Origin of the sequence: Saccharothrix sp. ALI-22-I (assembly GCF_001984175.1) — a bacterium.
GTDB lineage: Bacteria > Actinomycetota > Actinomycetes > Mycobacteriales > Pseudonocardiaceae > Actinosynnema.
On the sequence record NZ_MTQP01000068.1, the window covers coordinates 231,372 to 251,452 of the forward strand.

Below are 20,081 nucleotides of genomic sequence, written 5' to 3' on the forward strand. Positions count from 1 at the left end.
CGACGACGAGTCAACGCATCCACTCCAGCGCCCTCCGCCGCCAGCAGGGAGAAGCCCACATGATCATCCCGACCACCGCCAAGACCTGGGTCCCCGTCGTCGCCTGGACCCAGGTCACGGTCGGCTTAGCCGGTCTCCTCGCGCTCCTGACCTCGCCCGCGGCGGCCGTCATCGTCGGAACGGCCGCCGCGCTCGTCGCCCTGACCTGCCGCGCCCTGGCCGGGGCCACCCACAAGCTGGACCGCATCCTGGCCGAGGAACTCGACCGCTAGTCCACCCCGCAGCCCGTCAGATCGCGCACGACCAGGTCACCCTCCGTCGCATCCGGCGCCGGGAACGTCTCACGCAACGTGAACGCGAACGCCGTCGGACCCTGCTCCCGCAGGTGCACCAGCCGCTCCTGAGCCTCCGCCACGGTCGGCCGATGCCCCGCCGGCACCCACCACAACACCGCCATCGCCTCGGCCGGCCGTTCGAAGTACTGCCGGCGCTCCCGCAGCACGGCCACGTGCGCGGGCCCGTACACGTAGTCGACCAGCGCCTGGTGCGACGCCCACGTCGACATGTTCACCAGCAGCCACTCGTCGTCGAAGATCCGCATCGCGGTCGCGTCGCCGTCCTCGGTCTGCAACCGCCACCGGAAGCCTGGCGCCTGGTCGGCGACCGCGTTCACCGGCTCCAACGCCGCCACGAAACCCGCCATCCGCGGACTGTCCAACGGCTCCAGCATCCGGCCGATGTTCACCTGCGCCAAGTCGAATCTCTCCCCAGTCATGCCTAGCACGTTAACCGGCATGATCGGGCTATGGGAGACCAGGCGGAACTGCGGCGGATCTACGGCACGGGCGACCTGGCGGCGTTGCCGGTGTTCGCCGGCGGCTTCATCAACTTCGGGTACTGGGCGGACATCCCGCTGGACGGCGGTCTGACCGTCGAGCAGCGGATCGCCTCCCAGGAGGCCCTCTACGACGTCGTCCTGGACGCCTTGGAGGTCAGCACGGGCGACCGCGTGCTCGAAGTCGGCTCCGGACGCGGGCTGGGCGCGCGCCGCATCCTCCGCCGCGGTCCCGACCTGGTCCGCGGCGTGGACCTGATGCCGGAGCAGGTGGCACGGGCGACGGAGGCCAACGACGACCCGCGCGTGGTGTTCCTCCAGGGTTCGTCCGACGACCTCCCGTTCCCCGATGCGTCCTTCGACGCCCTGCTGTCCGTGGAGGCCGCCCAGCACTTCCACAACGTCCCCGGGTTCGCGCGAGAGAGCGCACGCGTGCTGGCACCCGGCGGCCGGTTCGCGCTGACCACCTTCTTCGCCCGGCACGACCAGGCCGGGCCGACGCTCGCCGAGTTGCTGAAGACGTTCGCGTCGGGCCTCGACCTCGCCCACCCGGTCGACCGCGTGCTGGACGACCTCCACGAAGCCGGGTTCGAGCAGGTGACCGCGCACAGCATCGGCGAACACGTCTGGCGGGGCCTGGACCGGTGGCTCGAACTGGGACCGCGCCCGGACCGGTGGGACCGCAACTGGTTGCACGCGTTCGAGCGGGGTCTGCTGGACTACTGGCTGCTCACCGGGCAGAAGCCGGCAGGATCGGGTGGGTGACGACGCACCCGACCGCCGAAGTGCCCGAACCGCTGTTCGCCGACGCCGAGACCGAAGCCCGTTGGCGGGCGCGCTTCACGGCGCCGCGCGTGAGCCTGCCCGGTTGGGCGGACGACGCGCCGGACCGCAGCCTGTACCTGTCGAACTCCAGCGGCGTGTGGGAGATCTACGCCTGGGACCGGGCCACGGACGCCCGCCGCAAGGTCACCGACCGCCCGAACGGCACGTCGCACGCCGCGCTGAGCCCGGACGGCGAGACCATCTGGTGGTTCGCCGACACCGACGGCGACGAGTTCGGCACGTGGGTCAGCGAGCCGTTCACGCAGGGCAGTGACCCGAAGCCCGCCGTGGACGGCGTGCAGGCCGGGTATCCCGCAGGGTTGGAGATCGGACACGAGGTCGTCGCGGTCGGCACGTCCACCGACGACGGCACCACGGTGTACGTCGCGCGCGGCGGCGGTCCGGCCGAGGTGATCTACCAGCACGAGAACGACGGCGGCGTGTCCGCGCTGTCCAAGGACGAGACGCTGGTCGTGCTGTCGCACTCGGAGCACGGCGACAACCGGCACGCCGCGCTGCGCGTGGTGACGCCGTCCGGCGAGAAGGTCGCCGAGAAGTGGGACGGCGCGGGCAAGGGCCTGGACGCGATCGCGTTCAGCCCGGTGCGCGGTGACAACCGGCTGCTGGTCGGGCACGAGCGGCGCGGCAAGGACGAGCTGCTGATCTGGGACGTCACGGCGGACACCGAGACCGAGATCGTGATCGACCTGCCCGGCGAGATCAGCGCCGACTGGTACCCGGACGCGCGGTCGCTGCTGGTCGTGCACACGTTCCAGGCCCGGAACACGCTGCACCGCTACGACCTCGCCACCGGCACGCTGTCCGCGCTGGACACTCCGCACGGGACGGTCGGAAACGCGAACGTGCGGCCGGACGGCGCGGTGGAGTACTCGTGGTCCTCGGCCGCGCGGCCGGGCGTGGTGCGGGTGCTCGACGTGGACGGTGACGAGCGCGTGCTGCTGGAGCCGCCGGGCCACAAGGCGCCCGCGTCCGTCGACCTGACCGATGTGTTCGTGGGTGACGTGCACGCACTCGTGGCACGTCCGGAAGGCGCGCCCGACGGTCCGCTGCCGACGGTGTTCCACCTGCACGGCGGGCCGCACTCGTCGGACGAGGACCGGTTCTCCGCCTACCGCGCGGTGTGGCTGGACGCGGGGTTCGCGGTGGTGCACGTGAACTACCGCGGGTCCACCGGGTACGGCTCGAAGTGGCGTGACGCGATCGAGGGACGGCCGGGGCTGACCGAGCTGGAGGACGTGGCCGCGGTGCACGACTGGGCCGTTCAGTCGGGGTTCGCCGATCCGGCGAAGTGCGTGGTCAACGGCGCTTCGTGGGGTGGGTACCTGTCGCTGCTGGCGCTGGGCACGCAACCGGAGCGGTGGGCGGCCGGTGTCGCGGGTGTGCCGGTGGCCGACTACCTGGCCGCTTACGAGGACGAGATGGAGCCGCTGCGGGCGTTCGACCGGGCGTTGTTCGGCGGGTCGCCGGAGGAGCTGCCCGACCGGTACCGCGAGTGCTCGCCGTTGACGTACGTGGACGCGGTGCGCGCGCCCGTGCTGGTGCTGGCGGGCGAGAACGACCCGCGGTGCCCGATCCGGCAGATCGACAACTACCTGGACCGGCTGGCCGCGCGGGGCGCGACGTACGAGATGTACCGGTACGACGCCGGGCACGGCTCGCTGGTGGTCGCGGAGACCATGCGGCAGACCGCCGCCGAGGTCGCGTTCGTGCAACGCGTGCTTTAAGGTGCCGACTGGCCGACCAGCTGCGTTCGACCGGGAAGCAGGGGTGGCGGACCAGGCGCGCGAGATCGAGGAGAACGCCGTCGAACTGCTCTGAGGGAACCGCGCCCCGGGCGTCCGAGTGCTCGGACGCCCAGGGGATCGCTCACGCCTGCTGCGCCTGCCACATCCAGTGAGCCTGCTCGAAGTTCTTGGTGATCTCGATCAGCAGGTCCTGGGTGACCAGGTCGGATTTGTCCGTCTCGTCGATCCGGCCGCGCAGCCGCCCGATCAGCTCGCCCAAGGCGGTCACGACCGCCGCGACGACCTCGTCCTCCTTCAACCAGCCGCCGGGGAACTCCGGCACACCCGAGCCGTCGGCCACGGTCCGCGCCTTGCCGTCGGGCGAGATGCCCAGTGCGGCGGCGCGTTCGGCGACCTCGTCGGTGTACGTGCGGGCGGTCGTCACCAGCTCGTCGAGCTGGAGGTGCACGCTGCGGAAGTTCTTGCCGACCACGTTCCAGTGGGCCTGCTTGGCCACCAGGGACAGGTCGATCAGGTCGACCAGGGTGGCCTGGAGCACCGCGCCGACCAAGGCCTTCGCGGACTCGGACAGCGGGCTGGTGATCGGGGACTTGATCGCGGACTTGCTCATGGTCTGACGCCCTCCTTACACGGTGGTCGTGAGGTCCACCTCGATGTTGCCTCGCGTGGCGTTGGAGTACGGGCAGATCTGGTGGGCGGCTTCCACCAGCTTCTCGGCCACGGCCTGCTCGACGCCCGGGATGTGCGTCGCGAGCGCCACGGTCAGCTGGAAGCCGCCGGTGCCGTTGGGGCCGAGACCGACCTTCGCGGTCACCGTCGTCTCACCGATCTTGGCCTTGGCCTGCCGTGCGGCGACCTTCAGCGCGCTGTGGAAGCACGCTGCGTACCCGGCCGCGAACAGCTGCTCCGGGTTGGTCTTGTCGCCGCCCTCGCCGCCCAACTCCTTGGGCACGGAGAGCTGCTCGTCGATCACTCCGTCGGAGGAACGGACCTCGCCGTTGCGACCGTCTCCGAGTGCGATGGCTTCCGCGGTGTAGAGCACCTGCATGGTGAACGCTCTCCCTTGAGCTGGTGGTTGGGCCTCTCGATCAACCCAACACCCGGCCGAAGCCGAAACACACCCGGTCGTGTGGCAGCTCACGCCCTTCTCACAGGTACCCGGTCAGGTGGTCCTCGACACGGCGAACTCCGTCACCTGTCGTCCGATCGTGCGGAGTTGGTCGGCCACGGCCGGCACCGAGCACCCGCCTTCGAGGTCGAAAACGACCTCCTGCGAGTTCACCGCGGCGCCCAACGGGGTGGGCCAGCCGCGCAGCGCGTGCACGATCGAGCGCAACGCGGTCAGCGTGGTCACCGACGCCTGCCAGCCCTGGGCCGCCGCGACGCAGCCGACGGCCCGGCCGTCCAGGTAGGGGCGCTCGTCGCCGCGCAGGTCCTCGATGTAGTCCAGGGCGTTCTTGACCAGGCCGGACACCGTGCCGTGGTAGCCGGGTGAGACCAGGACCACGCCGTCGGCGACGCGCAGCGCCTCGACGAGCCGGTGGGCGTTGTCGGTGCGGTCGGGGATGGACGGGTCGTAGAACGGCAGCACCAGCTCGGGTCCGGAGACCTCGATGACCTTCGCGCCGGCGTCCACCGCGCCCTCCAGCGCGATCCGCATCGCGCGCTCGGACTGCGAGTTGGGGCGGAGGGACCCGCCGATGCCCACCACGGTGACCGTCATGGTTTCCGATCCTGCCACTTCGACCTAGCTGGAGGTCCAGTCGCTCGCTTCGGTCCTTACCGACGAGTAACGTGCGTCTCATGTCGAAGCTCGCCGACTCGATCCCTCCCGGTGTCCTCGCCGGCGCCCTGCGCTTCGTGTTCGGTCTGCCCGCGCCGCTGCGCAGGCTGATCGCCGGCCCGCCGATCACGTTGGACGGCCAGCGGCTGCACCCCGAAGCCCAGCTGCTGCTGAGGCTGGGGCAGCTCACCGGCGAAGACTGGCGCACGACCACGCCCGCGGCCAACCGCGACGCGCTGACCCGCAGCAACGCGCTGGTCTGCGGTCCGGTGATCGGCGGCGTGGCGGTGCGTCCGCTGTCGCTGGACGGCGTCGGCGCGCGGTTCTACGAGCCGATCGGGCTGGCTCCCGGGTCGCCGCTGCTGGTCTTCTACCACGGTGGCGGGTGGGTCAGCGGTGACCTGGACAGCCACGACAACCTGTGCCGGTTCCTGGCCGTCGAGGGTGGGGTGCGGGTGCTGTCGGCGGACTACCGGCTCGCGCCCGAGCACCCGTTCCCGGCCGCGGCGGAGGACGCGCAGACCGCGTTCGAGTACGCCGTCGCGCACGCCGACGAGCTGAACATCGACCCGCGTCGGATCGCGTTGGGCGGTGACAGCGCGGGCGGGAACCTGGCGGCCGTGACGGCGTTGCACGCGGGCGAGGTGAAGCCGGTGTTCCTGCTGCTGTTCTACCCGGCGGTGGACGCGTCGGTGCGGCGGCGGTCGCGGGAGCTGTTCGGCAACGGGTTCTTCCTCACCGACGAGAAGATGGACTGGTTCCTGGACCACTACGCGCCGTCCCGCGAGGCGCACACCGACCCCAGGCTGTCCGTGCTGCTGGCGGAGGACTTGAGCGGGCTGCCGCCGACGTACCTGGCTACGGCGGGGTTCGACCCGTTGCGGGACGAGGGCGAGGCGTTCGCGGAGAAGCTGGCGCGGCAGGGCGTGCCGGTGGTGCTGCGGCGGTACTCCGGGCTGTTCCACGGGTACGCGAACGTCCTCGGTGTGGGTGGCGTGTTCCGGGAGGCGGTGGCGGAGGCGGTCGGGTCGCTGCGCACCGGGTTGGCACTGGCCAACACGCGGCAGGACATCCCCGAGACGGCTTGACGCCTCCGGGCCGGCCGCCGTCGTGGCGGCCGGCCCGGAGGCGCCGTGTTCAGTCGGACGTGCCGGTCTCGGCTCAGCCGCCTTGCGCGGCACCACCGTCGGACGGGCCTTGTTGTGACGTGCCGCCGTCGGACGTGCCGGCCTCCCCGGAGGTGCCACCGCCGCCGCTCTCGGCGGCGTCCAAGGCGGCGTTGAGCTCCGACCGGAGCTCGGAGACCTGGTCCTGGGTCGCCTGGCAGACCTTGATGATGTCGGCCACCGCGCGGTGCACGGTCTCCTCGGCCTGGGCGCCCTCGCCGGTCACGTCGTCCAGCCAGGAACCGTCCAGCACCATGGAGACGGCGGGGTCGGCCTGCGCGGCGATCTTCAGGATCTGGTCGGACGCGGCACGCGCCAGCTCGTCCATCCGCTTGGCGACCTGCTCGACCTCGGTGACCAGCGTCTCCAGCTGCTTGCGCTCGTCGCGCAGCGCGGCCAGTTCCTCGGTCAGGGCCGCGTTCGCGGAGTCCGACGCGGAGCCGTCGCCGCTCGCCTCGTGCTCGGCCAGCGCCTTCTCGTGCTCCTCGATCGCCTTGTCGAGGTCGGTGGCGGCGGCGCGGAGCTGCTGGACGTAGCCGTCGACCGCCTGCGGGTCGTAGTCGATCTGCTTGATCGCCGCGATCGGGTCGGGCGAGCCGACCGTGCTCGCGGCCTGCGCGAGCCGGGCGCAGCCGTCCGCCGCGGCTTGGAGTGCGGGGTGTGTCATCGCAGGCCCTCACCGGCTCGATTGACGTCTTCCGTGCCGTCCGAGTCCGAGCGGTCGTACTCGTCGGCGTCCCGACGGACCCGGTCGGCGATGTCGATCAGCCGGTCGCGGTGCTCGGCGACCCGGTCACGACGACGTCCGACGATCGCGTCCAGGTCCGCCGCCAGTCCCTGTCCCGGGCCGGAGATGCCGAACGCGCCGCTCGGGACGGTGGTCGCGGCGAGCGAACCCGCCGCCGTGCCCGCGTGATCGCCGGCGCGCTCGAAGCCCTTGGCGGACTCGCGCATCCGGCCGGTGTCGACCTTGAAACCTGCCATGTCCTCCCCCTTGCGACTGCTGCTGCGTTACTGCGGCTACTGGGTGCCGAGGTAGTACGAACGCCGTTCCGCCACCAGCTCGCGGGCCTTGCGCTGCGCCTCGTCCGCGGCCCGGAGGATCGCGTTGGCCAGCACTTTCGGGTCTACCCGGCCCACCAGTGCCGCGTTCACCGCGACTTCCACGACCTTGCCCGTGTGGTCCACGCCGATCTCGACCAGGCCGCTGTCGTCGCGGCCGAGCACGACCCGTTCGGCGAGGTCGCGTTTGAGCGCGAGGCGCGCCTGGTCGAGTCGTTCGGCGCGGGCCGCGAGCTCGCCCAGTGAAGGCTGATCCGTCATACGCGCGTCCCCCGATCGGCGGCACGGTGTCCCCGTTCGGACGAAGATCGTCCGCCTGGGGTTCCCTTGTGGCTACGGTAATCTGAAGATCGTGGGGTACGTGGGGTACGTGGGGTACGTGGGGTACGCGGGGTATTGGGTGCGGGTCGGAGTCGGTGACGTGCCGCCGCCCGCCGTGCCGCTTCCCGAGGGCAAGTCCCGCTGGGTCCGGGCCACCACCCGTACCGCGAAGCCCGCTGTGGCCCCGCCGTCGCGTTCCGCCGAGTCCGAGTCGGAGACGCGGGAGACCTGGCTGGTGGACTCGTTCGAGCTGGTCGTGCCGCGTTATCCGTGGCAGAAGGACGGGGAGACCGGCCCGTAATGCCTGAGCGCGTGCTCCTGCCGCCTGGCTAGGATCGGGTCATGAAGACGTTCTTCTTCCTCGTCTGACGCGCCCGCCGGCGGGTTGCGCGGACAATCCCCTCGCCGGCGATGCGGGGCGGTGATCACACCGCTCCGGGTCGCGACGTGGGAGAAGATCAAGTGATCTCTCGAGTACCGGCGCGCGTGCGCGCCGGAGTTCCACCGCGTCCCGGCGCCGTCGTCACGACGTGACGGCCGCGCGCCTGGTGGCGAGGACGGTGCGGGGCATCGAGGACGTGGTGGCAGCCGAAATCCGCCACCGGGAACTGGGCCGGGTCGACCACATCGGACACCGCGAGGTGTGGTTCCGATGCGCCGACCCGAGCCCCGACGTCCTCACCCTCCGCACCGCCGACGACGTGTTCCTGGTGGCCGCCGAGGTCACCGGAGTCGGCCACACCAAGGCCGATCTCCGCCGACTGGCCAAGGCCGCCGAATCCGTCCCCCTACCCCGCCTACTGCGCCTGCGCGAACGCTGCGGCGGCAGCCCGACAAGCGTGGGCGTAGACGTCTCGGCGTCATTCCTGGGCCGCCGCAACTACACCCGCTACGACGTGGAAGACGCCATAGGCACACCACTGTCCGCCGCCCTGGCAATCCCTTACCGGACAAGACGCGCCAACCAAATCCCACCGCCCGGAGGCCTGTCCTGGCGAGTGACCATCACCGACGACCGCGCCCTACTAGCCCTGCGCATCGCCGACCGCCCACTACACCGCCGCTCCTACCGGGTGCGATCCCGACCGGGCAGCCTGCACCCGCCACTAGCGGCGGCAATGCTGAGCCTCGCCGCCCCGTCCCCCACCGCGACCATCCTGGACCCGTTCTGCGGCACCGGCACCATCCCGATCGAGGCGGCGCTGGCTGCCTCACGAGTTATCCACAGCCTGCGCATCGTGGCCGGCGACCGGGACCCGATCGCACTAGCGTCAGCCATGACCAATATCGAACAGGCTGTCCGAACCGGCGCTAACGCAACACGATTGGGTGATCATCACCAGAATATGTACGGAAACACTGTTCCCGATCCTCGGTTAAAACGAGGCGCCCCGAACCACCCCGGCACCCTGCGAATCACCTGGACGACCGCAGACGCCGGCCACCTCCCACTGACCAACGACACGATCGACCTGGTGGTGACCAACCCACCGTGGGCCCGCCAAGTGCCCCCGACCGGCACCCTGGCCCAGGACCCGGGACGGTTCTGGCAAGAGCTACGCAGAGTGCTCCGCCCGGACGGACGCGCCCTACTGCTCCTGCCCGACGCCGACGAGCACATCGCCGACGCGGCACGAGCCGGACTGACCGTCACGAGCCGCCGACCCGTGAGCCTGTCCGGGCTGCACCCGGAGATCGTGGAACTGGCACCCCTTGGCCGAAGTCGTTGATCCGTCGGCGATCCCTCTGCGATGTGCCTGTCGGCGGTCCATCGGCAGGCGGTCGGCAGGCGGTCGGCGATCCCTCGGCGATGTGCGCGTCGGCGATCCGTGGCGATCCGTCGGGAGGCCGTCGGGAGGCCGTCACCGAACGGATTCCGTCGCGGGAATCCCCTGGAGGTCCAGCAGGAGGTCGCGGACGTCGGTGGCGGCGATCAGGCCGTCGCGCTCGACCGCCGCCGGTACGACGGGGTTCGAGCACAGCAGCACCGGACCGTCCTCGACGCGGTCCGGCAGCCGGCCGTGGGTGCCCCGCACGCACGACGGGTCGAGTGGCACCACGTTCATCGTGTAGCGGAGGCCGAGCTTCTTGCGGGCCAGGGTGAGGCCGGCTCGTGCCTTCGCGAACGGGTCCGCCGGGTTGAAGAACAGTTCGGCTGGGTCGTACCCGGGCTTGCGGTGGATCTCGACACCGCGGGCGAAGTCCGGTGCGCGGCTGTCCTCGGTCCAGTAGTAGTAGGTGAACCAGGCGTCCGGCTCGGCGACGGCGACCAGCTCGCCGGACCGCTCGTGGTCGAGGTTCGACAGGGCCTGGGCGTCCCGGTCTAGGACGCGGTCGACGCCGGGCAACTCGCCCAGCACCGCCCTGGTCCTCGGGATGTCGGCTGGATCGGCGACGTAGACGTGCGCGATCTGGTGATCCGCCACCGCGAAGGCGCGGGACGCCCAGGGGTCCAGCAGCTCCATGCCCGCCTGCGTGTAGACCTCCAGCAGGCCTTCGGCGCGGAGTCGGCGGTTGATGTCGACCGGTCTGCGTGCCGTCGTGATCCCGTACTCCGACAGCGCCACGACGGTCGCGCCGGCCCCTTCGGCGTCGGCTAGCAGCGGGGCTAGCGCGGCATCGGCCTGGGATGCCGCGGTGGCGGCCTGCGGAGTGTCTGGGCCGAACCGCTGGAGGTCGTAGTCGAGGTGTGGGAGGTAGACGAGCAGCAGGTCGGGGCGTTGCTCCGCGAGCACCTGCCGGGCCGCGGCCACGATCCACTTGCTCGACGCCAGCGACGCGGTGGGGCCCCAGTACTGGAACAACGGGAACTCACCGAGGGTCTTGATGAGCCGGTCGTGCAGTTCGGGTGGGCGGACGTAGCAGTCCGGCGATTTGCGCCCGTCCGCGTGGTAGACCGGACGCGGGGTCACGGTGACGTCGGTCGACGCGCCCATGGCGTACCACCAGCAGATGTTCGCGGCCGTGTAGTCGGGGTGCGCGCGACGCGCGGTTTCCCACACCTTCTCGCCGCCGACCAGTCGGTTGTGCTGGCGCCACAGGTGGATCTCGCCGAGGTCGCGGAAGTACCAGCCGTTGCCGACGATGCCGTGCCGTGCCGGGGTGAGGCCGGTGAGCAGGGTGGACTGGACGCTGCACGTGACGGCGGGCAGCACGGTCCCCAGTGTGGCCTGCCAGCCGCGGCGGCCCAGGGCGGCGAGGTTGGGCATGTGCGGCAGCAGGGCCGGTGTCATGCCGACGACATCGACAACTACCAGCGGTTTCACGCCGACACCCCTTCGCCGAGGTGCTCCGTCGCCCAACGCAGTTCCGCCGCGATGCCCGCCGCCAGTCCGGCCTCGGAGGCGTGCGCGGATCCGGGCAGGACGGTCCACGTGTAGGTCTCGACCTCGAAGTGCGGCAGGTTGTCCACCGTGTTCCTCAGGGCTTCGGTCGCGGCCAGCAGGACGCCGGTCGTCGAGGTGAGCGGCGGGGGCGGGGCCTCGTGCAGCGGGACGTGGAAGTGCACCCGCCACGGGTGCCTGGCCGGCAGTCGCGCCAACGCGTCCGGCAGGTCGTCGGCCGCGAGCACGCCGGCCGGGTCGTTCTCCCGGACCTGGTGCAGGTAGCGGGGCTCGGCGAACGCGGCGATGGCCCGCCGTCCCTCCTCCGTGCCCGGCTCGGCGACCTCCAGCGCCGCCGACGCCTGCACCTTGACCACCGACAGCCCGGCGCGGTCGATCGCCGCGACGTCCTGCGCCGGGTCGGCGAAGGACACGGCGAGGTGGCAGGTGTCCAGGCAGATGCCGATGTGGTCGTGGTCGACGCGGCCGGCCATCCACTCGACGGCGTCGGCGACGGTGTCGAGCACACAACCCGGCTCCGGCTCGATCGCGAGCCTGATCGGCCTGCCGTTCCGGGCCGCCTCGGCCCGCAGGAAGCGCGCGAACGCGTCGAGAGCGCCCCTGGCACGGTCGTCGTCGATGCTCGTCCACGGCTCCCGCCAGGCCAGCGGCAACGTCGAGATGCTGCCGTAGGAGGCGGAATCGGGCAGCAGGTCGGCCAGCACGACGGCGCAGTCCGCCGTGTACGTCAGGCGTCGCGGATCGGTCCACGGTGGCAGGTAGACGGAGTGCTTGACCACGTCCTGGTGGAATCCGCCGTACGGAAAGGCGTTGAGGGTGCTCACTTCCAGTCCCCTGGCCCGCAGTTCCGCCGCGAGACCACGCCTGGCCGTCTCGTCCTTGGCGAGACCGTGCGCCACCGGATCGGCCAGCCACAGGCCGAGCGCGAGCGTGTCCACCCCCAGCTCCTCCCGCACGGGCACGGCGTAGCGGTCCAGCTGGGCGAGGACACCGGGCAGGTCCTCAGCCGGGTGAACGTTGGTGCAGTACGCCGGCGGGGTCACGGTCGTGCTCCTCTCAGGACCGAGTTCCCGGCGAACGTGTCGGACGTCCCGGACGGGTCGTCCAGGTTGAGGCGACCGCTCTGGCCGTAGAACTCGACCGGGTTGCGCCACAGCACCCGGTCCACGTCGGCTTCACCGAACCCCGCGTCGAGCATCGCCAACGCCGTCTTGTAGGTCTTGAGCGGATCGGATCGGCCCCAGTCGGCGGCGGAGTTCACCAGGACGCGTTCCGTGCCGTACTCGCGCAGGATCGCCACCATCCGGGTCTCGTCCATCTTGGTGTCCGGGTAGATGGAGAACCCCATCCAGCAGCCGGAATCGGCCACGGCGCGCACGGTCACCTCGTTGAGGTGGTCCACCAGAACCCGCTCGGGCGGCAGGCCCGACTCGCGGACCACGTCGAGCGTGCGCGCCGTCCCCGCCGCCTTGTCCCGGTGCGGGGTGTGCACCAGCGCCGGGAGGTCGTGCTCGACGGCGAGCGCCAACTGCCGTGCGAAAGCCTCGTCCTCCTCCGGGGTCATGGAGTCGTAGCCGACCTCGCCGACCGCGACGACCCCGTCCTTGGCGAGGTAGCGCGGCAGCACGTCGAGCACTCCCGTGCACCTGGGGTCGTTGGCTTCCTTGGGGTTGAGCGCGAGCGCGCAGTGGTGCCGGATGCCGAACTGCGCCGCCCGGAACCTCTCCCAGCCGATCAGTCCGTCGAAGTAGTCGGTGAACGACGCGACGCTCGTGCGCGGCTGACCGAGCCAGAACGCGGGCTCCACGAGCGCGCGCACCCCGGCTCGGCTCATCGCCTCGTAGTCGTCCGTCGTGCGCGAGGTCATGTGGATGTGTGGGTCGAAGATGCGCATCAGGTCTGGCTCCTCAGCAGCTCGGCGGCCTCCGCGGGCACGTCGCGTCCGGCGGCCCGGCGTTCGTCGGCGTACGCGCCGACCATGCGCAGCAGTTCCGCGTCCGCGCGCCGGTCGAGTCCGGCCACGGCGGCGAGCGGGATGCCCAGGAACAGGCACTTCAGCACGCCGTGGCGCCACGTGTGTTGATCGAGGTGGTCGGCGGCGAACGGTCCGAGCGCGGCGGCGACCAGTCTGGTGTCGTTGGTGCGCAGTGCATCTTTGACGAGTTCGACGCCCTGTGCGGGCGCCTTGTCCCCGACGTCGGCGAGGGCGCGCAGCACGCCGCGCCGTTCGGCGTCGTCGCCGTAGCGGTAGAGGGACACCAGTTCGGCGCCCAGGTCCTGGCTCACCTTGGCCAGGGCGACCAGCAGACGGGTGCGGGCCAGGTCGTCGACGGTGCCGTGCACCACGCCGAGCGGGTCGGTGGGTGCGCGCAATGGTGTTCTGCCCACCGTGCGGCCGACTGCGGGGAAGAGCGTCCGGATCGAGGCTGGGTCGGTGCGCACGGACCGCTCCGCCTCCACCAGCCAGGGGTGGTCCACTGGGGGCAGGGCCGCGCGGAGCGCCTCGATGGCCCTGCGCGCGACCTCGGGCGCGGCGTGACTGTGCCGGGGCAGTTCGACCGCGGCCAGTCCGGTGTAGCCGATCTCCTCCAGCGCGGCGAGGGTGGCAGGCAGGTCCAGCGCGCCTTCGCCGAACTCCAAGTGCTCGTGGACGCCTGGCCGCATGTCGTCGAGCTGCACGTTCAGCAGCAGTCCTCCCACCCGGCGGATGCACGCCGCGGCGTCCTCCGGCTCCACCGCGACGCAGTGGCCGACGTCGAGGGTGATCCCCAGTGGCTCCGGCGACCCGAATTCGGCGTGCAGCCGCAACGCCTGCTCCACGTGCTCGACGACCATGCCGGGCTCGGGCTCCAGCGCGAGTGGCACCCCGTCCACGGCCGCGCCGTCCAGCACCGCCTCGACGCCGGCGCGCAACCGCCGCCACGCCTCATCCGGCCCGACGCCGGGCGGCGCGACGCCGGACCAGAAGGAGACGCAGTCGGCGCCGAGGTCGGCCGCGATCCGCACGGCCCGCAGCAGGAAGTCCACCCGGACCTCCTGGTCCTCGCTGACCAGCGTCGGGTGGTGCTTGCGACGCGGGTCGAGCAGGTACCGGGCCCCGGTCTCCACCACGGCCACCAAGCCCAGTTCGCCGAGGCGTGCGGCGATCCGCCCGGTCCGCCGGACGACGTCGGCGGCGAACGGGTCGAGGTGGGCGTGGTCGAGCGTGAGCGCCACCCCGGTGTAGCCGAGGTCGGCTATCACCGCGAGCGCGTCGTCGAGCCGGTGGTCGGCGAACCCGTTGGTGCCGTAACCGAGGTGGAACGTCATGTCGGGCTCACCTTCCGGCCGAGCCGGCGGGCCAGTGGCAGGGCGGCCGCGACCGCGACCGCGCCGAGCAGCGACCCACCCCTCGCGGTGAGCGCGGACTGCAACAGCACCATGCCGTGGATGCCCGTCTTCGTGGCGGCACGGACCGTCGCCGCCCCCGGCGCGCGGACGGCCGCGAGTTGGGCGCGGCCCACCGTCGCGGCGTACCCGGCGCCCGCGGCGAGCGAGACCAGCCGGTGCGGCCGGGTGGGCGCCGGACCGATGACCGAGGTGAACGCGGTCAGCGCGGTGCCGACGAGCACCGCCTTCGCCGTGCGGGATGACGTGCCGTGGACCTCGCCGAGCGACAACGCCGTCACACCGAGGGTGTGACCGGCCATGACCACCGCCGCCGGCAGTGCCACGCCCGCACGCGTGCCGCCCGCGCCGAGGAGGACGTCGAGCGCACGGCACGCCGCCATGCCGAACGGTCCGGCGGCGGTGGATTTCAGCAGCGTGTCGTAGGACCAGATGGCGGCGGCGAGCGGCACCGCGACCCCCAGCGCGTCCCGACCGCCGGCAGCCGCCGCGATACCGAGCCCGGCCGCGCTGAGCACGACGGCGGTGGTCAGCGCCGCGCGCGGGCCGATCCGGCCGGACGGGATCGGGCGCTCGGGGCGCTCCGCCGCGTCCAGATCCCGATCGGCCCAGTCGTTGAGCGCCATCCCGGACCAGTACAACGCGACCGAGGACAGCGGCAGCCACCAACGCCTGCCGCTCAACGGCCTGCCGGACGCGGCGGCTCCGGCGACGGTGTCACCGAGAACCGTCAACCCGGCCGGCGCCCGAACCAGCTCCGCAAACGCCCTCACGCCAACTCCCGCGCCCAGAGGTAGAGCTCGCGGGTCTGCTCGGCGAAGCGGTGTTCGTCGCTGCCGAGGGGGTCCTTGAAGAAGAACGCCAGCGAACCGAGTGCGCCCGACTGCCCGTTCGCATGTGCGGCGGCGACGAGCCGGGCCAGGTCGAGCACGAGCGGCGCGGCCAGTGACGAGTCGAGTCCGGTCCAGGTGAACTGGAAGGTCATCCGGGCACCGAGGAAACCCTCGAACGACACGTGGTCCCAGGCTGTCTTCTGCTCACGCAGATCGGGCACGTGATCGATGTGCAGCGGAGCGGTGACGTCACCGCCGAGCAGTGCGGTGAGGCCGCGTGCCTTCGACTCCAGCTTGCTGACCGCGCGGCCCGGGTCGTCCAACGTGGCGCCGTCGCCGCCGCCGAGCAGGTTGGTGCCCGCCCACGACCGCACGTGCAGCGCCCGCGCGGTGAACAAGGGCGCCAGCACCGTCCGCACCAGCGTGTCCCCGGTCTTGCCGTCCCGGCCGGCGTAGGGCAGTCGCCGGCGGCGGGCGAGTTCGTCGAGGGCGGGCAGGGTCACGCCGGTGGACGGGGTGAAGTCGACGAACGGGCAGTCCGCGTGCAGCGCCGCGTACGCGGCCAGCGAACTGGGCGGCAGCACCGAGCGCCGCGGGTCGGCCAGCGCCGTCTCCAACGCGGTGAGATCACCGTGCTCCGGCGCCGCCTGGACGGGTGGCTCGGTCGAGGCCACGTTGACCACGACGACCCGCGCCAGGTGGTGCCGTTCGCGGAACCCGGCGATGTCCGCGGCCAGGCGCCGGGCGGCCTCCGCCTGGCTGCCCTGATGGGTTTCGGGGTGGTAGCCGTCGCGGATCTCGGCGTCGACCGCGCGCAGACCGGCCGTGATCGGGCCGAGCAGGCGGTGCGGCAGCACCCCGCCGTCGGCCAGTTCCTCGGCCTGTTTCGACAACGGCGTCTGGACGATGTCGTGTCCGCCGACGACCAGGTGGTCCCAGCCCGGCAACGGCACGTCGGCCAGCTCGGGCTGCCCGCTGACGCATCCGGTCGGTGGCACGAGGCCCGCACGCAGCGCGAGCAGTCCGCTGATCGCCGTCGTCGCCACCGATCCGCGCGCACCGATCAGCCAGAGCCCAGTGGGTTCGTCCGCCATGACGCCCTCCTCATCCGACCGCACCGCACCGCACCGCATCAGTCAGCCACCGCGGGGCAGGCCCCGCAACGCGGGCGATGCCTACGTTCGTGTCGTTGACGAACAGGTCACGCACCACCGGACCGATGGCCTCCCACGGGGACGCACGACCCACCAGTGGACGACGCGGTCCTCGGCGCGGGTACGACCGCCAGTCACCGATGCCACCCAGCCGAGTGATGCGCGCGCCGACGTTCGCGGCACCGGCACCGCACCGGTTCAGGGGCGTGAGCGGGTGGTGGGGTCGGGGCCTTGGTCGGCGAGCAAGTCGTTCATGGTGGCGCGCAGTCGGTGGAGGAAGTCCTCGAACTGGTCCAACTGTGCGGGCTCGTACTGGGCGACCAGGGCCTGGAGGTTCGTGCCGAAGGGACCGCAGAACTCCCGGGCGGGCAACCAAGAAGGGCCGCCCGGCGCGTGACCGGGCGGCCCTGTCAGTCGAGCGGGCTCACTTGCCGACCGGGATGCCTGCGTTGTTGGTGGTGTGACGCGCTTCGGTCACGCTGGTGACTCCTTCTGCGTTCCGGGGCAGTCAGGTGCCCGAACAGTCGGGACACAGACCCCAGAACAGGACTTCCGCCTCGTCCACGGTGAAGCCGGCCGTGTTCGGCGGTTCCAGGCAGGGCGCGGTGCCGTGGACGCAGTCGACGTCCTCGGTCCGCCCGCAGTCCCGGCACACGAGGTGGTGGTGGTTGTCGCCGGTCCGCGTCTCGTAGCGGGCCGGGTGCCCGGCGGGTTCGATCCGGCGCAACAACCCGGTCCGCGCGCACGCGTTGAGCACGTCGTAGACGCCCTGCGTGGACACGGACCCCAACCTGGCCCGCACGCCGTCGGCGACCTGGTCGGCCGTGGCGTGGGGGTGTTCGGCGAGCCAGTCGAGCACCGCGACCCGGGGTGCGGTGATGCGCAGCCCGGCGTCCTTGAGCAGCTCACGTGGTCCTGGGGTCATGGCTCCACCACTCCATCACGCTTTCTGGAACTAATCAAGAAAACGAACGGTTAAACCTGTTGCCCGTCCGAGTGAAGATGAGCAGGTGAACGTCTCCCCCTACCTGGCCGTCCTGCGACTACCGCGCGTGCCCGGCTTCATGCTGCTGATGCTGGTGGCACGGGTGCCGGCGACGGCCGCGGGCATGACGGTCACCATGCACGTCCTGCTCGGCCTGGATCGAGGTTACGGCGCTGCGGGCCTGGTCGGGGCGGTCAGCACGATCGGCATCGCGTTGGGCTCACCGCTGATGGGCCACTTGGTCGACCGGCGTGGTCTGCGTGCGATGTTGACCTTGTCGATGGTCACGGAGGGCGTCTTCTGGTTCGTCGCGCCGCTGCTGTCGTACGAGGTGCTGCTGATCACGGCCTTCGTCGCCGGCATCACGACGATGCCGGTCATGTCGATGGGCAGGCAGATCCTCACCGCGCTCGTGCCGGACGACCGCAGGCGCACCGCGCTGGCGATGGACTCGATGGCGGTGGAGATCGCGTTCATGGCCGGCCCGGCGCTGGGTGTCGCGCTCACCACGCAGGCGTCCAGCCGGACCGCGATGTGGTCGATCGGTGTGGCGATGGTGGTGCTCGGCGGGGTCATGTGGGTCGTGAACCCGCCGGTGCGCAGCGAGGGCGACAGCGGTGAACGGGTGCCGCGCCGGGAGTGGCTGGACGGTCGGCTGCTGGGCGTGTTGATCAGCGCGGGCGGTGCCACGTTCGTGCTGTCGGGCGTCGAGGTGGCGGTGGTGGCGTCGATGCGCGGTCTCGGGCTGACGGCGTGGACGGGCGCGCTGATCGTGGTGATGTGCGTGGCGTCGCTGGTGGGCGGGTTCGTCTACGGCGGACTGAACCGCGTGCCGCCGCTGTGGGTGCTGATGGGCACGATGGGGCTGCTGGCCATCCCGATCGGCCTGTTCGACTGGTCGCCGTGGTGGCTGGCGCTGGCGTTGGTGCCGACGAACTTCCTGTGCGCGCCGACGATCACGGCGACCGGTGAGGCGATCACGAAGTACGCCCCGGCGTCCGCACGTGGTGTGGCGATGGGCCTCCAGGGGTCGGCGTTCACGCTGGGCGTGGCGGCCGGCGCGCCGACGACCGGCTTCGTGATCGACCACTCGTCACCGGCGTGGGGTTTCGCCGTGGCGGGCGTGGGCGCGATGGCGATCGCGGCCGGGACCGTGCTGCTGAGCCGCAAGGCCCCGACCCGGGCAGGTTCAGAACAGATCGCGTAGGGCCTGGTAGAGGCGGTCCACGGTCGGGCGTGCTCGGGCGTAGTGGAGGACGGCGGCGGGGTTCGGGGCGATCGTCTTCACCGGTTTGACCAGGTCGGCGGCGATGGTGAGGGACGGGATCTCGTTCAGGGCCCGCCAGGCCACCAGGGCCGCGCCGACGCCTGAGCCCTCGCTGTCGTCGGCCAGTTCCAGCTCCAGGCCCAACGCGGAGGCCAGGACGGTTGCCCACAGGTCGCTCCGGAACGCCCCACCGGTCACGCGCACCGCGTGCACGTCCGCCACCGAACGCACCGCGTCGAGCACCAGCGCCAACTGCTGCGCCACGCCCTCCACCAGCGCCCGGGTGATCTCGGCCCGTCCGTGCTCGCGCCGCAGCCCGATCAACGCCGACGTCGCGTCCGCGTCCCACCACGGCGCGCGCTCGCCCAGCAGGTACGGCAGCGCGGTCACGCCGGCCGCGCCCACCGGCACCGCGGCGGCCTCCTCCAGCAGCGCGCCCACGTCGACGCCGAACGTCTCGGCGGCCCACTGCGCGACCACACCGCCGTTGCTCACCGCCCCGCCGAGCACCCACAGCCCCTCGGCGATGGCGTAGCAGAACACCCGCCCCTGCTCGTCCACCGCGGGCTCGGAACGCACCACGCGCAGCGCACCGCTCGTCCCCAACGACACCGCCGCCACACCCGGCACGACCGCGCCCACACCGAGGTTCGCCATCGGCCCGTCACCGCCGCCCAGCACCACCGGCACACCGGCGGGCAACCCGGGAACGTCCAGGGTCAACGGGAACGAGTCCACCGGAGCGTGCAGCTCGGGCAGTTGATCAGCGCGAACACCGGCGAACGCCAACGCCTCCGGATGCCAGTCCAACGTCACGAGGTCCATCAACCCGGTCGCCGAACCGGACGAGTGCTCGGTCGCCAACACACCGGTCAGCTTGAAACCCACGAAATCCTTCAGCCCACACCACCGCACAGCCGAAAACCCCTGGTCGTGGAACCAGGCCAGCTTCACCAACGGCGACATGGTGTGGATCGGCGTGCCGGTGGCCCGGTGCAACGCGATCCCGTCCGCAGTACCCCGCAGCCGGGCCGCCTGCTCGACCGCACGGTTGTCCGCCCACGACAACGAAGGCGTGACGGGCGTGCCGGCAGCGTCCAACCCCACCAAGGTGTGCATCGCGCCGGTCAACGACAACGCCCGCACCGAATGCCCCTGCGCGGCGACCTCGCGCAACGCCCGCACAACCGCGCCCCACACCTCGACCGGATCGTGCGTCGCCTCACCGGAGGGCGTGGTGCGCATCCGGTAGCCGTGCTCCGCCGACCCCACCACGACCGCGTCCCGGTCCACCGCGATGACCTTGGTCGACGTGGTCCCCATGTCGATCGCGAGCACTACCTCCGCCATGGT

Annotated in this window: 23 protein-coding genes; 7 read left to right on the forward strand and 16 right to left on the reverse strand. The window is 71.6% G+C overall.

Annotated features, from left to right (window positions below; translation table 11 throughout):
* Window positions 1-59: 59 nt before the first annotated feature.
* Window positions 60-272, forward strand: a complete 213-nt coding sequence (locus ALI22I_RS37725; protein ID WP_077010384.1) for a hypothetical protein — start codon at window positions 60-62, stop codon at window positions 270-272.
* Here ALI22I_RS37725 and ALI22I_RS37730 read toward each other — a convergent pair.
* Window positions 269-775: a DUF3291 domain-containing protein gene (locus ALI22I_RS37730; RefSeq protein WP_077010385.1), complete on the reverse strand. Its 507-nt coding sequence runs from the start codon at window positions 773-775 to the stop codon at window positions 269-271. The genes ALI22I_RS37725 and ALI22I_RS37730 overlap by 4 nt on opposite strands.
* Window positions 776-805: 30 nt before the next feature.
* On the opposite strand from ALI22I_RS37730, the gene ALI22I_RS37735 reads away from it, so the two are divergent.
* On the forward strand, window positions 806-1,600 hold the full coding sequence (locus ALI22I_RS37735; protein WP_077010386.1) for a class I SAM-dependent methyltransferase: 795 nt from the start codon (window positions 806-808) through the stop codon (window positions 1,598-1,600).
* The gene (locus tag ALI22I_RS37740; RefSeq protein WP_077010387.1) at window positions 1,597-3,405 is read left to right on the forward strand and encodes a prolyl oligopeptidase family serine peptidase; all 1,809 of its coding nucleotides are present in this window, start codon (window positions 1,597-1,599) and stop codon (window positions 3,403-3,405) included. The genes ALI22I_RS37735 and ALI22I_RS37740 overlap by 4 nt, the downstream gene beginning before the upstream one ends.
* 142 nt (window positions 3,406-3,547) lie before the next feature.
* On the opposite strand, the gene ALI22I_RS37745 is transcribed toward ALI22I_RS37740, so the two are convergent.
* The 3 genes from ALI22I_RS37745 to ALI22I_RS37755 all read right to left on the reverse strand — a co-directional run bounded on the left by ALI22I_RS37745 (window position 3,548) and on the right by ALI22I_RS37755 (window position 5,149).
* A complete protein-coding gene (locus ALI22I_RS37745; protein ID WP_077010388.1) occupies window positions 3,548-4,036 on the reverse strand; it encodes a Dps family protein in 489 nt (162 codons plus the stop codon).
* Between the two features lie 15 nt (window positions 4,037-4,051).
* Window positions 4,052-4,474 (reverse strand): organic hydroperoxide resistance protein, encoded by a 423-nt coding sequence (locus tag ALI22I_RS37750; RefSeq protein WP_077010389.1) that lies wholly within the window; start codon window positions 4,472-4,474, stop codon window positions 4,052-4,054.
* 114 nt (window positions 4,475-4,588) lie between these two features.
* A complete protein-coding gene (locus tag ALI22I_RS37755) occupies window positions 4,589-5,149 on the reverse strand; it encodes an NADPH-dependent FMN reductase (RefSeq protein ID WP_077010390.1) in 561 nt (186 codons plus the stop codon).
* A gap of 80 nt (window positions 5,150-5,229) precedes the next feature.
* Here ALI22I_RS37755 and ALI22I_RS37760 point away from each other — a divergent pair, with 80 nt between their 5' ends.
* The gene (locus ALI22I_RS37760; RefSeq protein ID WP_077010391.1) at window positions 5,230-6,297 is read left to right on the forward strand and encodes an alpha/beta hydrolase; all 1,068 of its coding nucleotides are present in this window, start codon (window positions 5,230-5,232) and stop codon (window positions 6,295-6,297) included.
* 73 nt (window positions 6,298-6,370) lie between these two features.
* Here ALI22I_RS37760 and ALI22I_RS37765 read toward each other — a convergent pair whose 3' ends face one another.
* Genes ALI22I_RS37765 through ALI22I_RS37775 form a run of 3 tightly spaced genes read right to left on the reverse strand, consistent with a single transcriptional unit; the run spans window position 6,371 to window position 7,698 of the window.
* Window positions 6,371-7,042 (reverse strand): hypothetical protein, encoded by a 672-nt coding sequence (locus ALI22I_RS37765; RefSeq protein ID WP_077010392.1) that lies wholly within the window; start codon window positions 7,040-7,042, stop codon window positions 6,371-6,373.
* A complete protein-coding gene (locus ALI22I_RS37770) occupies window positions 7,039-7,359 on the reverse strand; it encodes a DUF2563 family protein (protein WP_077010393.1) in 321 nt (106 codons plus the stop codon). The genes ALI22I_RS37765 and ALI22I_RS37770 overlap by 4 nt, the downstream gene beginning before the upstream one ends.
* Before the next feature lie 36 nt (window positions 7,360-7,395).
* Window positions 7,396-7,698, reverse strand: a complete 303-nt coding sequence (locus ALI22I_RS37775; protein ID WP_077010394.1) for a YbaB/EbfC family nucleoid-associated protein — start codon at window positions 7,696-7,698, stop codon at window positions 7,396-7,398.
* A 91-nt stretch (window positions 7,699-7,789) separates the two neighbouring features.
* Between ALI22I_RS37775 and ALI22I_RS37780 the strand changes: the two genes are divergently transcribed.
* On the forward strand, window positions 7,790-8,059 hold the full coding sequence (locus ALI22I_RS37780; RefSeq protein WP_143532644.1) for a hypothetical protein: 270 nt from the start codon (window positions 7,790-7,792) through the stop codon (window positions 8,057-8,059).
* A 229-nt stretch (window positions 8,060-8,288) separates the two neighbouring features.
* The gene (locus ALI22I_RS37785) at window positions 8,289-9,488 is read left to right on the forward strand and encodes a methyltransferase domain-containing protein (protein WP_077010396.1); all 1,200 of its coding nucleotides are present in this window, start codon (window positions 8,289-8,291) and stop codon (window positions 9,486-9,488) included.
* Between the two features lie 132 nt (window positions 9,489-9,620).
* Here the strand turns inward: ALI22I_RS37785 and ALI22I_RS37790 are convergent, their stop codons facing one another.
* The 8 genes from ALI22I_RS37790 to ALI22I_RS37820 all read right to left on the reverse strand — a co-directional run bounded on the left by ALI22I_RS37790 (window position 9,621) and on the right by ALI22I_RS37820 (window position 17,401).
* Window positions 9,621-11,024 carry an alkaline phosphatase family protein gene (locus tag ALI22I_RS37790; RefSeq protein ID WP_077010397.1) on the reverse strand — a complete coding sequence of 468 codons (1,404 nt, stop codon included), beginning with the start codon at window positions 11,022-11,024 and terminating at the stop codon, window positions 9,621-9,623.
* Window positions 11,021-12,145: a metabolite traffic protein EboE gene (gene eboE / locus ALI22I_RS37795; RefSeq protein ID WP_077010398.1), complete on the reverse strand. Its 1,125-nt coding sequence runs from the start codon at window positions 12,143-12,145 to the stop codon at window positions 11,021-11,023. The genes ALI22I_RS37790 and eboE overlap by 4 nt, the downstream gene beginning before the upstream one ends.
* Window positions 12,142-12,996, reverse strand: coding sequence for a TatD family hydrolase (locus tag ALI22I_RS37800; RefSeq protein ID WP_077010399.1), 855 nt, complete (start codon window positions 12,994-12,996; stop codon window positions 12,142-12,144). Before ALI22I_RS37800 ends, eboE begins: the two co-directional genes overlap by 4 nt.
* Window positions 12,996-14,411 (reverse strand): EboA domain-containing protein, encoded by a 1,416-nt coding sequence (locus tag ALI22I_RS37805; protein ID WP_077010400.1) that lies wholly within the window; start codon window positions 14,409-14,411, stop codon window positions 12,996-12,998. Before ALI22I_RS37805 ends, ALI22I_RS37800 begins: the two co-directional genes overlap by 1 nt.
* Entirely contained in the window at window positions 14,408-15,262 is an 855-nt protein-coding gene (locus tag ALI22I_RS37810; protein WP_077010401.1) for an SCO3242 family prenyltransferase, read from the reverse strand. Before ALI22I_RS37810 ends, ALI22I_RS37805 begins: the two co-directional genes overlap by 4 nt.
* A complete protein-coding gene (locus ALI22I_RS37815) occupies window positions 15,259-16,416 on the reverse strand; it encodes an inositol-3-phosphate synthase (RefSeq protein ID WP_077010402.1) in 1,158 nt (385 codons plus the stop codon). Before ALI22I_RS37815 ends, ALI22I_RS37810 begins: the two co-directional genes overlap by 4 nt.
* A gap of 258 nt (window positions 16,417-16,674) precedes the next feature.
* Window positions 16,675-16,848: a hypothetical protein gene (locus ALI22I_RS49935; RefSeq protein ID WP_179118494.1), complete on the reverse strand. Its 174-nt coding sequence runs from the start codon at window positions 16,846-16,848 to the stop codon at window positions 16,675-16,677.
* Window positions 16,849-16,984: 136 nt separating this feature from the next.
* A complete protein-coding gene (locus ALI22I_RS37820; RefSeq protein WP_077010403.1) occupies window positions 16,985-17,401 on the reverse strand; it encodes a Fur family transcriptional regulator in 417 nt (138 codons plus the stop codon).
* A gap of 85 nt (window positions 17,402-17,486) precedes the next feature.
* On the opposite strand from ALI22I_RS37820, the gene ALI22I_RS37825 reads away from it, so the two are divergent.
* Window positions 17,487-18,668, forward strand: a complete 1,182-nt coding sequence (locus ALI22I_RS37825; protein ID WP_077010404.1) for an MFS transporter — start codon at window positions 17,487-17,489, stop codon at window positions 18,666-18,668.
* Here the strand turns inward: ALI22I_RS37825 and ALI22I_RS37830 are convergent.
* Window positions 18,651-20,078, reverse strand: coding sequence for a gluconokinase (locus ALI22I_RS37830; RefSeq protein ID WP_077011125.1), 1,428 nt, complete (start codon window positions 20,076-20,078; stop codon window positions 18,651-18,653). The two genes, ALI22I_RS37825 and ALI22I_RS37830, sit on opposite strands and share 18 nt — an antisense overlap.
* Window positions 20,079-20,081: the final 3 nt, after the last annotated feature.

What these genes read in the sequence shown, in the direction of transcription:
- ALI22I_RS37725 (WP_077010384.1), top strand. Translation starts at nt 60, where the DNA reads ATGATCATCCCGACCACCGCCAAGACCTGGGTCCCCGTCGTCGCCTGG.
- ALI22I_RS37730 (WP_077010385.1), bottom strand. Translation starts at nt 775, where the DNA reads ATGACTGGGGAGAGATTCGACTTGGCGCAGGTGAACATCGGCCGGATG.
- ALI22I_RS37735 (WP_077010386.1), top strand. Translation starts at nt 806, where the DNA reads ATGGGAGACCAGGCGGAACTGCGGCGGATCTACGGCACGGGCGACCTG.
- ALI22I_RS37745 (WP_077010388.1), bottom strand. Translation starts at nt 4,036, where the DNA reads ATGAGCAAGTCCGCGATCAAGTCCCCGATCACCAGCCCGCTGTCCGAG.
- ALI22I_RS37750 (WP_077010389.1), bottom strand. Translation starts at nt 4,474, where the DNA reads ATGCAGGTGCTCTACACCGCGGAAGCCATCGCACTCGGAGACGGTCGC.
- ALI22I_RS37755 (WP_077010390.1), bottom strand. Translation starts at nt 5,149, where the DNA reads ATGACGGTCACCGTGGTGGGCATCGGCGGGTCCCTCCGCCCCAACTCG.
- ALI22I_RS37760 (WP_077010391.1), top strand. Translation starts at nt 5,230, where the DNA reads ATGTCGAAGCTCGCCGACTCGATCCCTCCCGGTGTCCTCGCCGGCGCC.
- ALI22I_RS37765 (WP_077010392.1), bottom strand. Translation starts at nt 7,042, where the DNA reads ATGACACACCCCGCACTCCAAGCCGCGGCGGACGGCTGCGCCCGGCTC.
- ALI22I_RS37770 (WP_077010393.1), bottom strand. Translation starts at nt 7,359, where the DNA reads ATGGCAGGTTTCAAGGTCGACACCGGCCGGATGCGCGAGTCCGCCAAG.
- ALI22I_RS37775 (WP_077010394.1), bottom strand. Translation starts at nt 7,698, where the DNA reads ATGACGGATCAGCCTTCACTGGGCGAGCTCGCGGCCCGCGCCGAACGA.
- ALI22I_RS37800 (WP_077010399.1), bottom strand. Translation starts at nt 12,996, where the DNA reads ATGCGCATCTTCGACCCACACATCCACATGACCTCGCGCACGACGGAC.
- ALI22I_RS37805 (WP_077010400.1), bottom strand. Translation starts at nt 14,411, where the DNA reads ATGACGTTCCACCTCGGTTACGGCACCAACGGGTTCGCCGACCACCGG.
- ALI22I_RS37815 (WP_077010402.1), bottom strand. Translation starts at nt 16,416, where the DNA reads ATGGCGGACGAACCCACTGGGCTCTGGCTGATCGGTGCGCGCGGATCG.
- ALI22I_RS37820 (WP_077010403.1), bottom strand. Translation starts at nt 17,401, where the DNA reads ATGACCCCAGGACCACGTGAGCTGCTCAAGGACGCCGGGCTGCGCATC.
- ALI22I_RS37830 (WP_077011125.1), bottom strand. Translation starts at nt 20,078, where the DNA reads ATGGCGGAGGTAGTGCTCGCGATCGACATGGGGACCACGTCGACCAAG.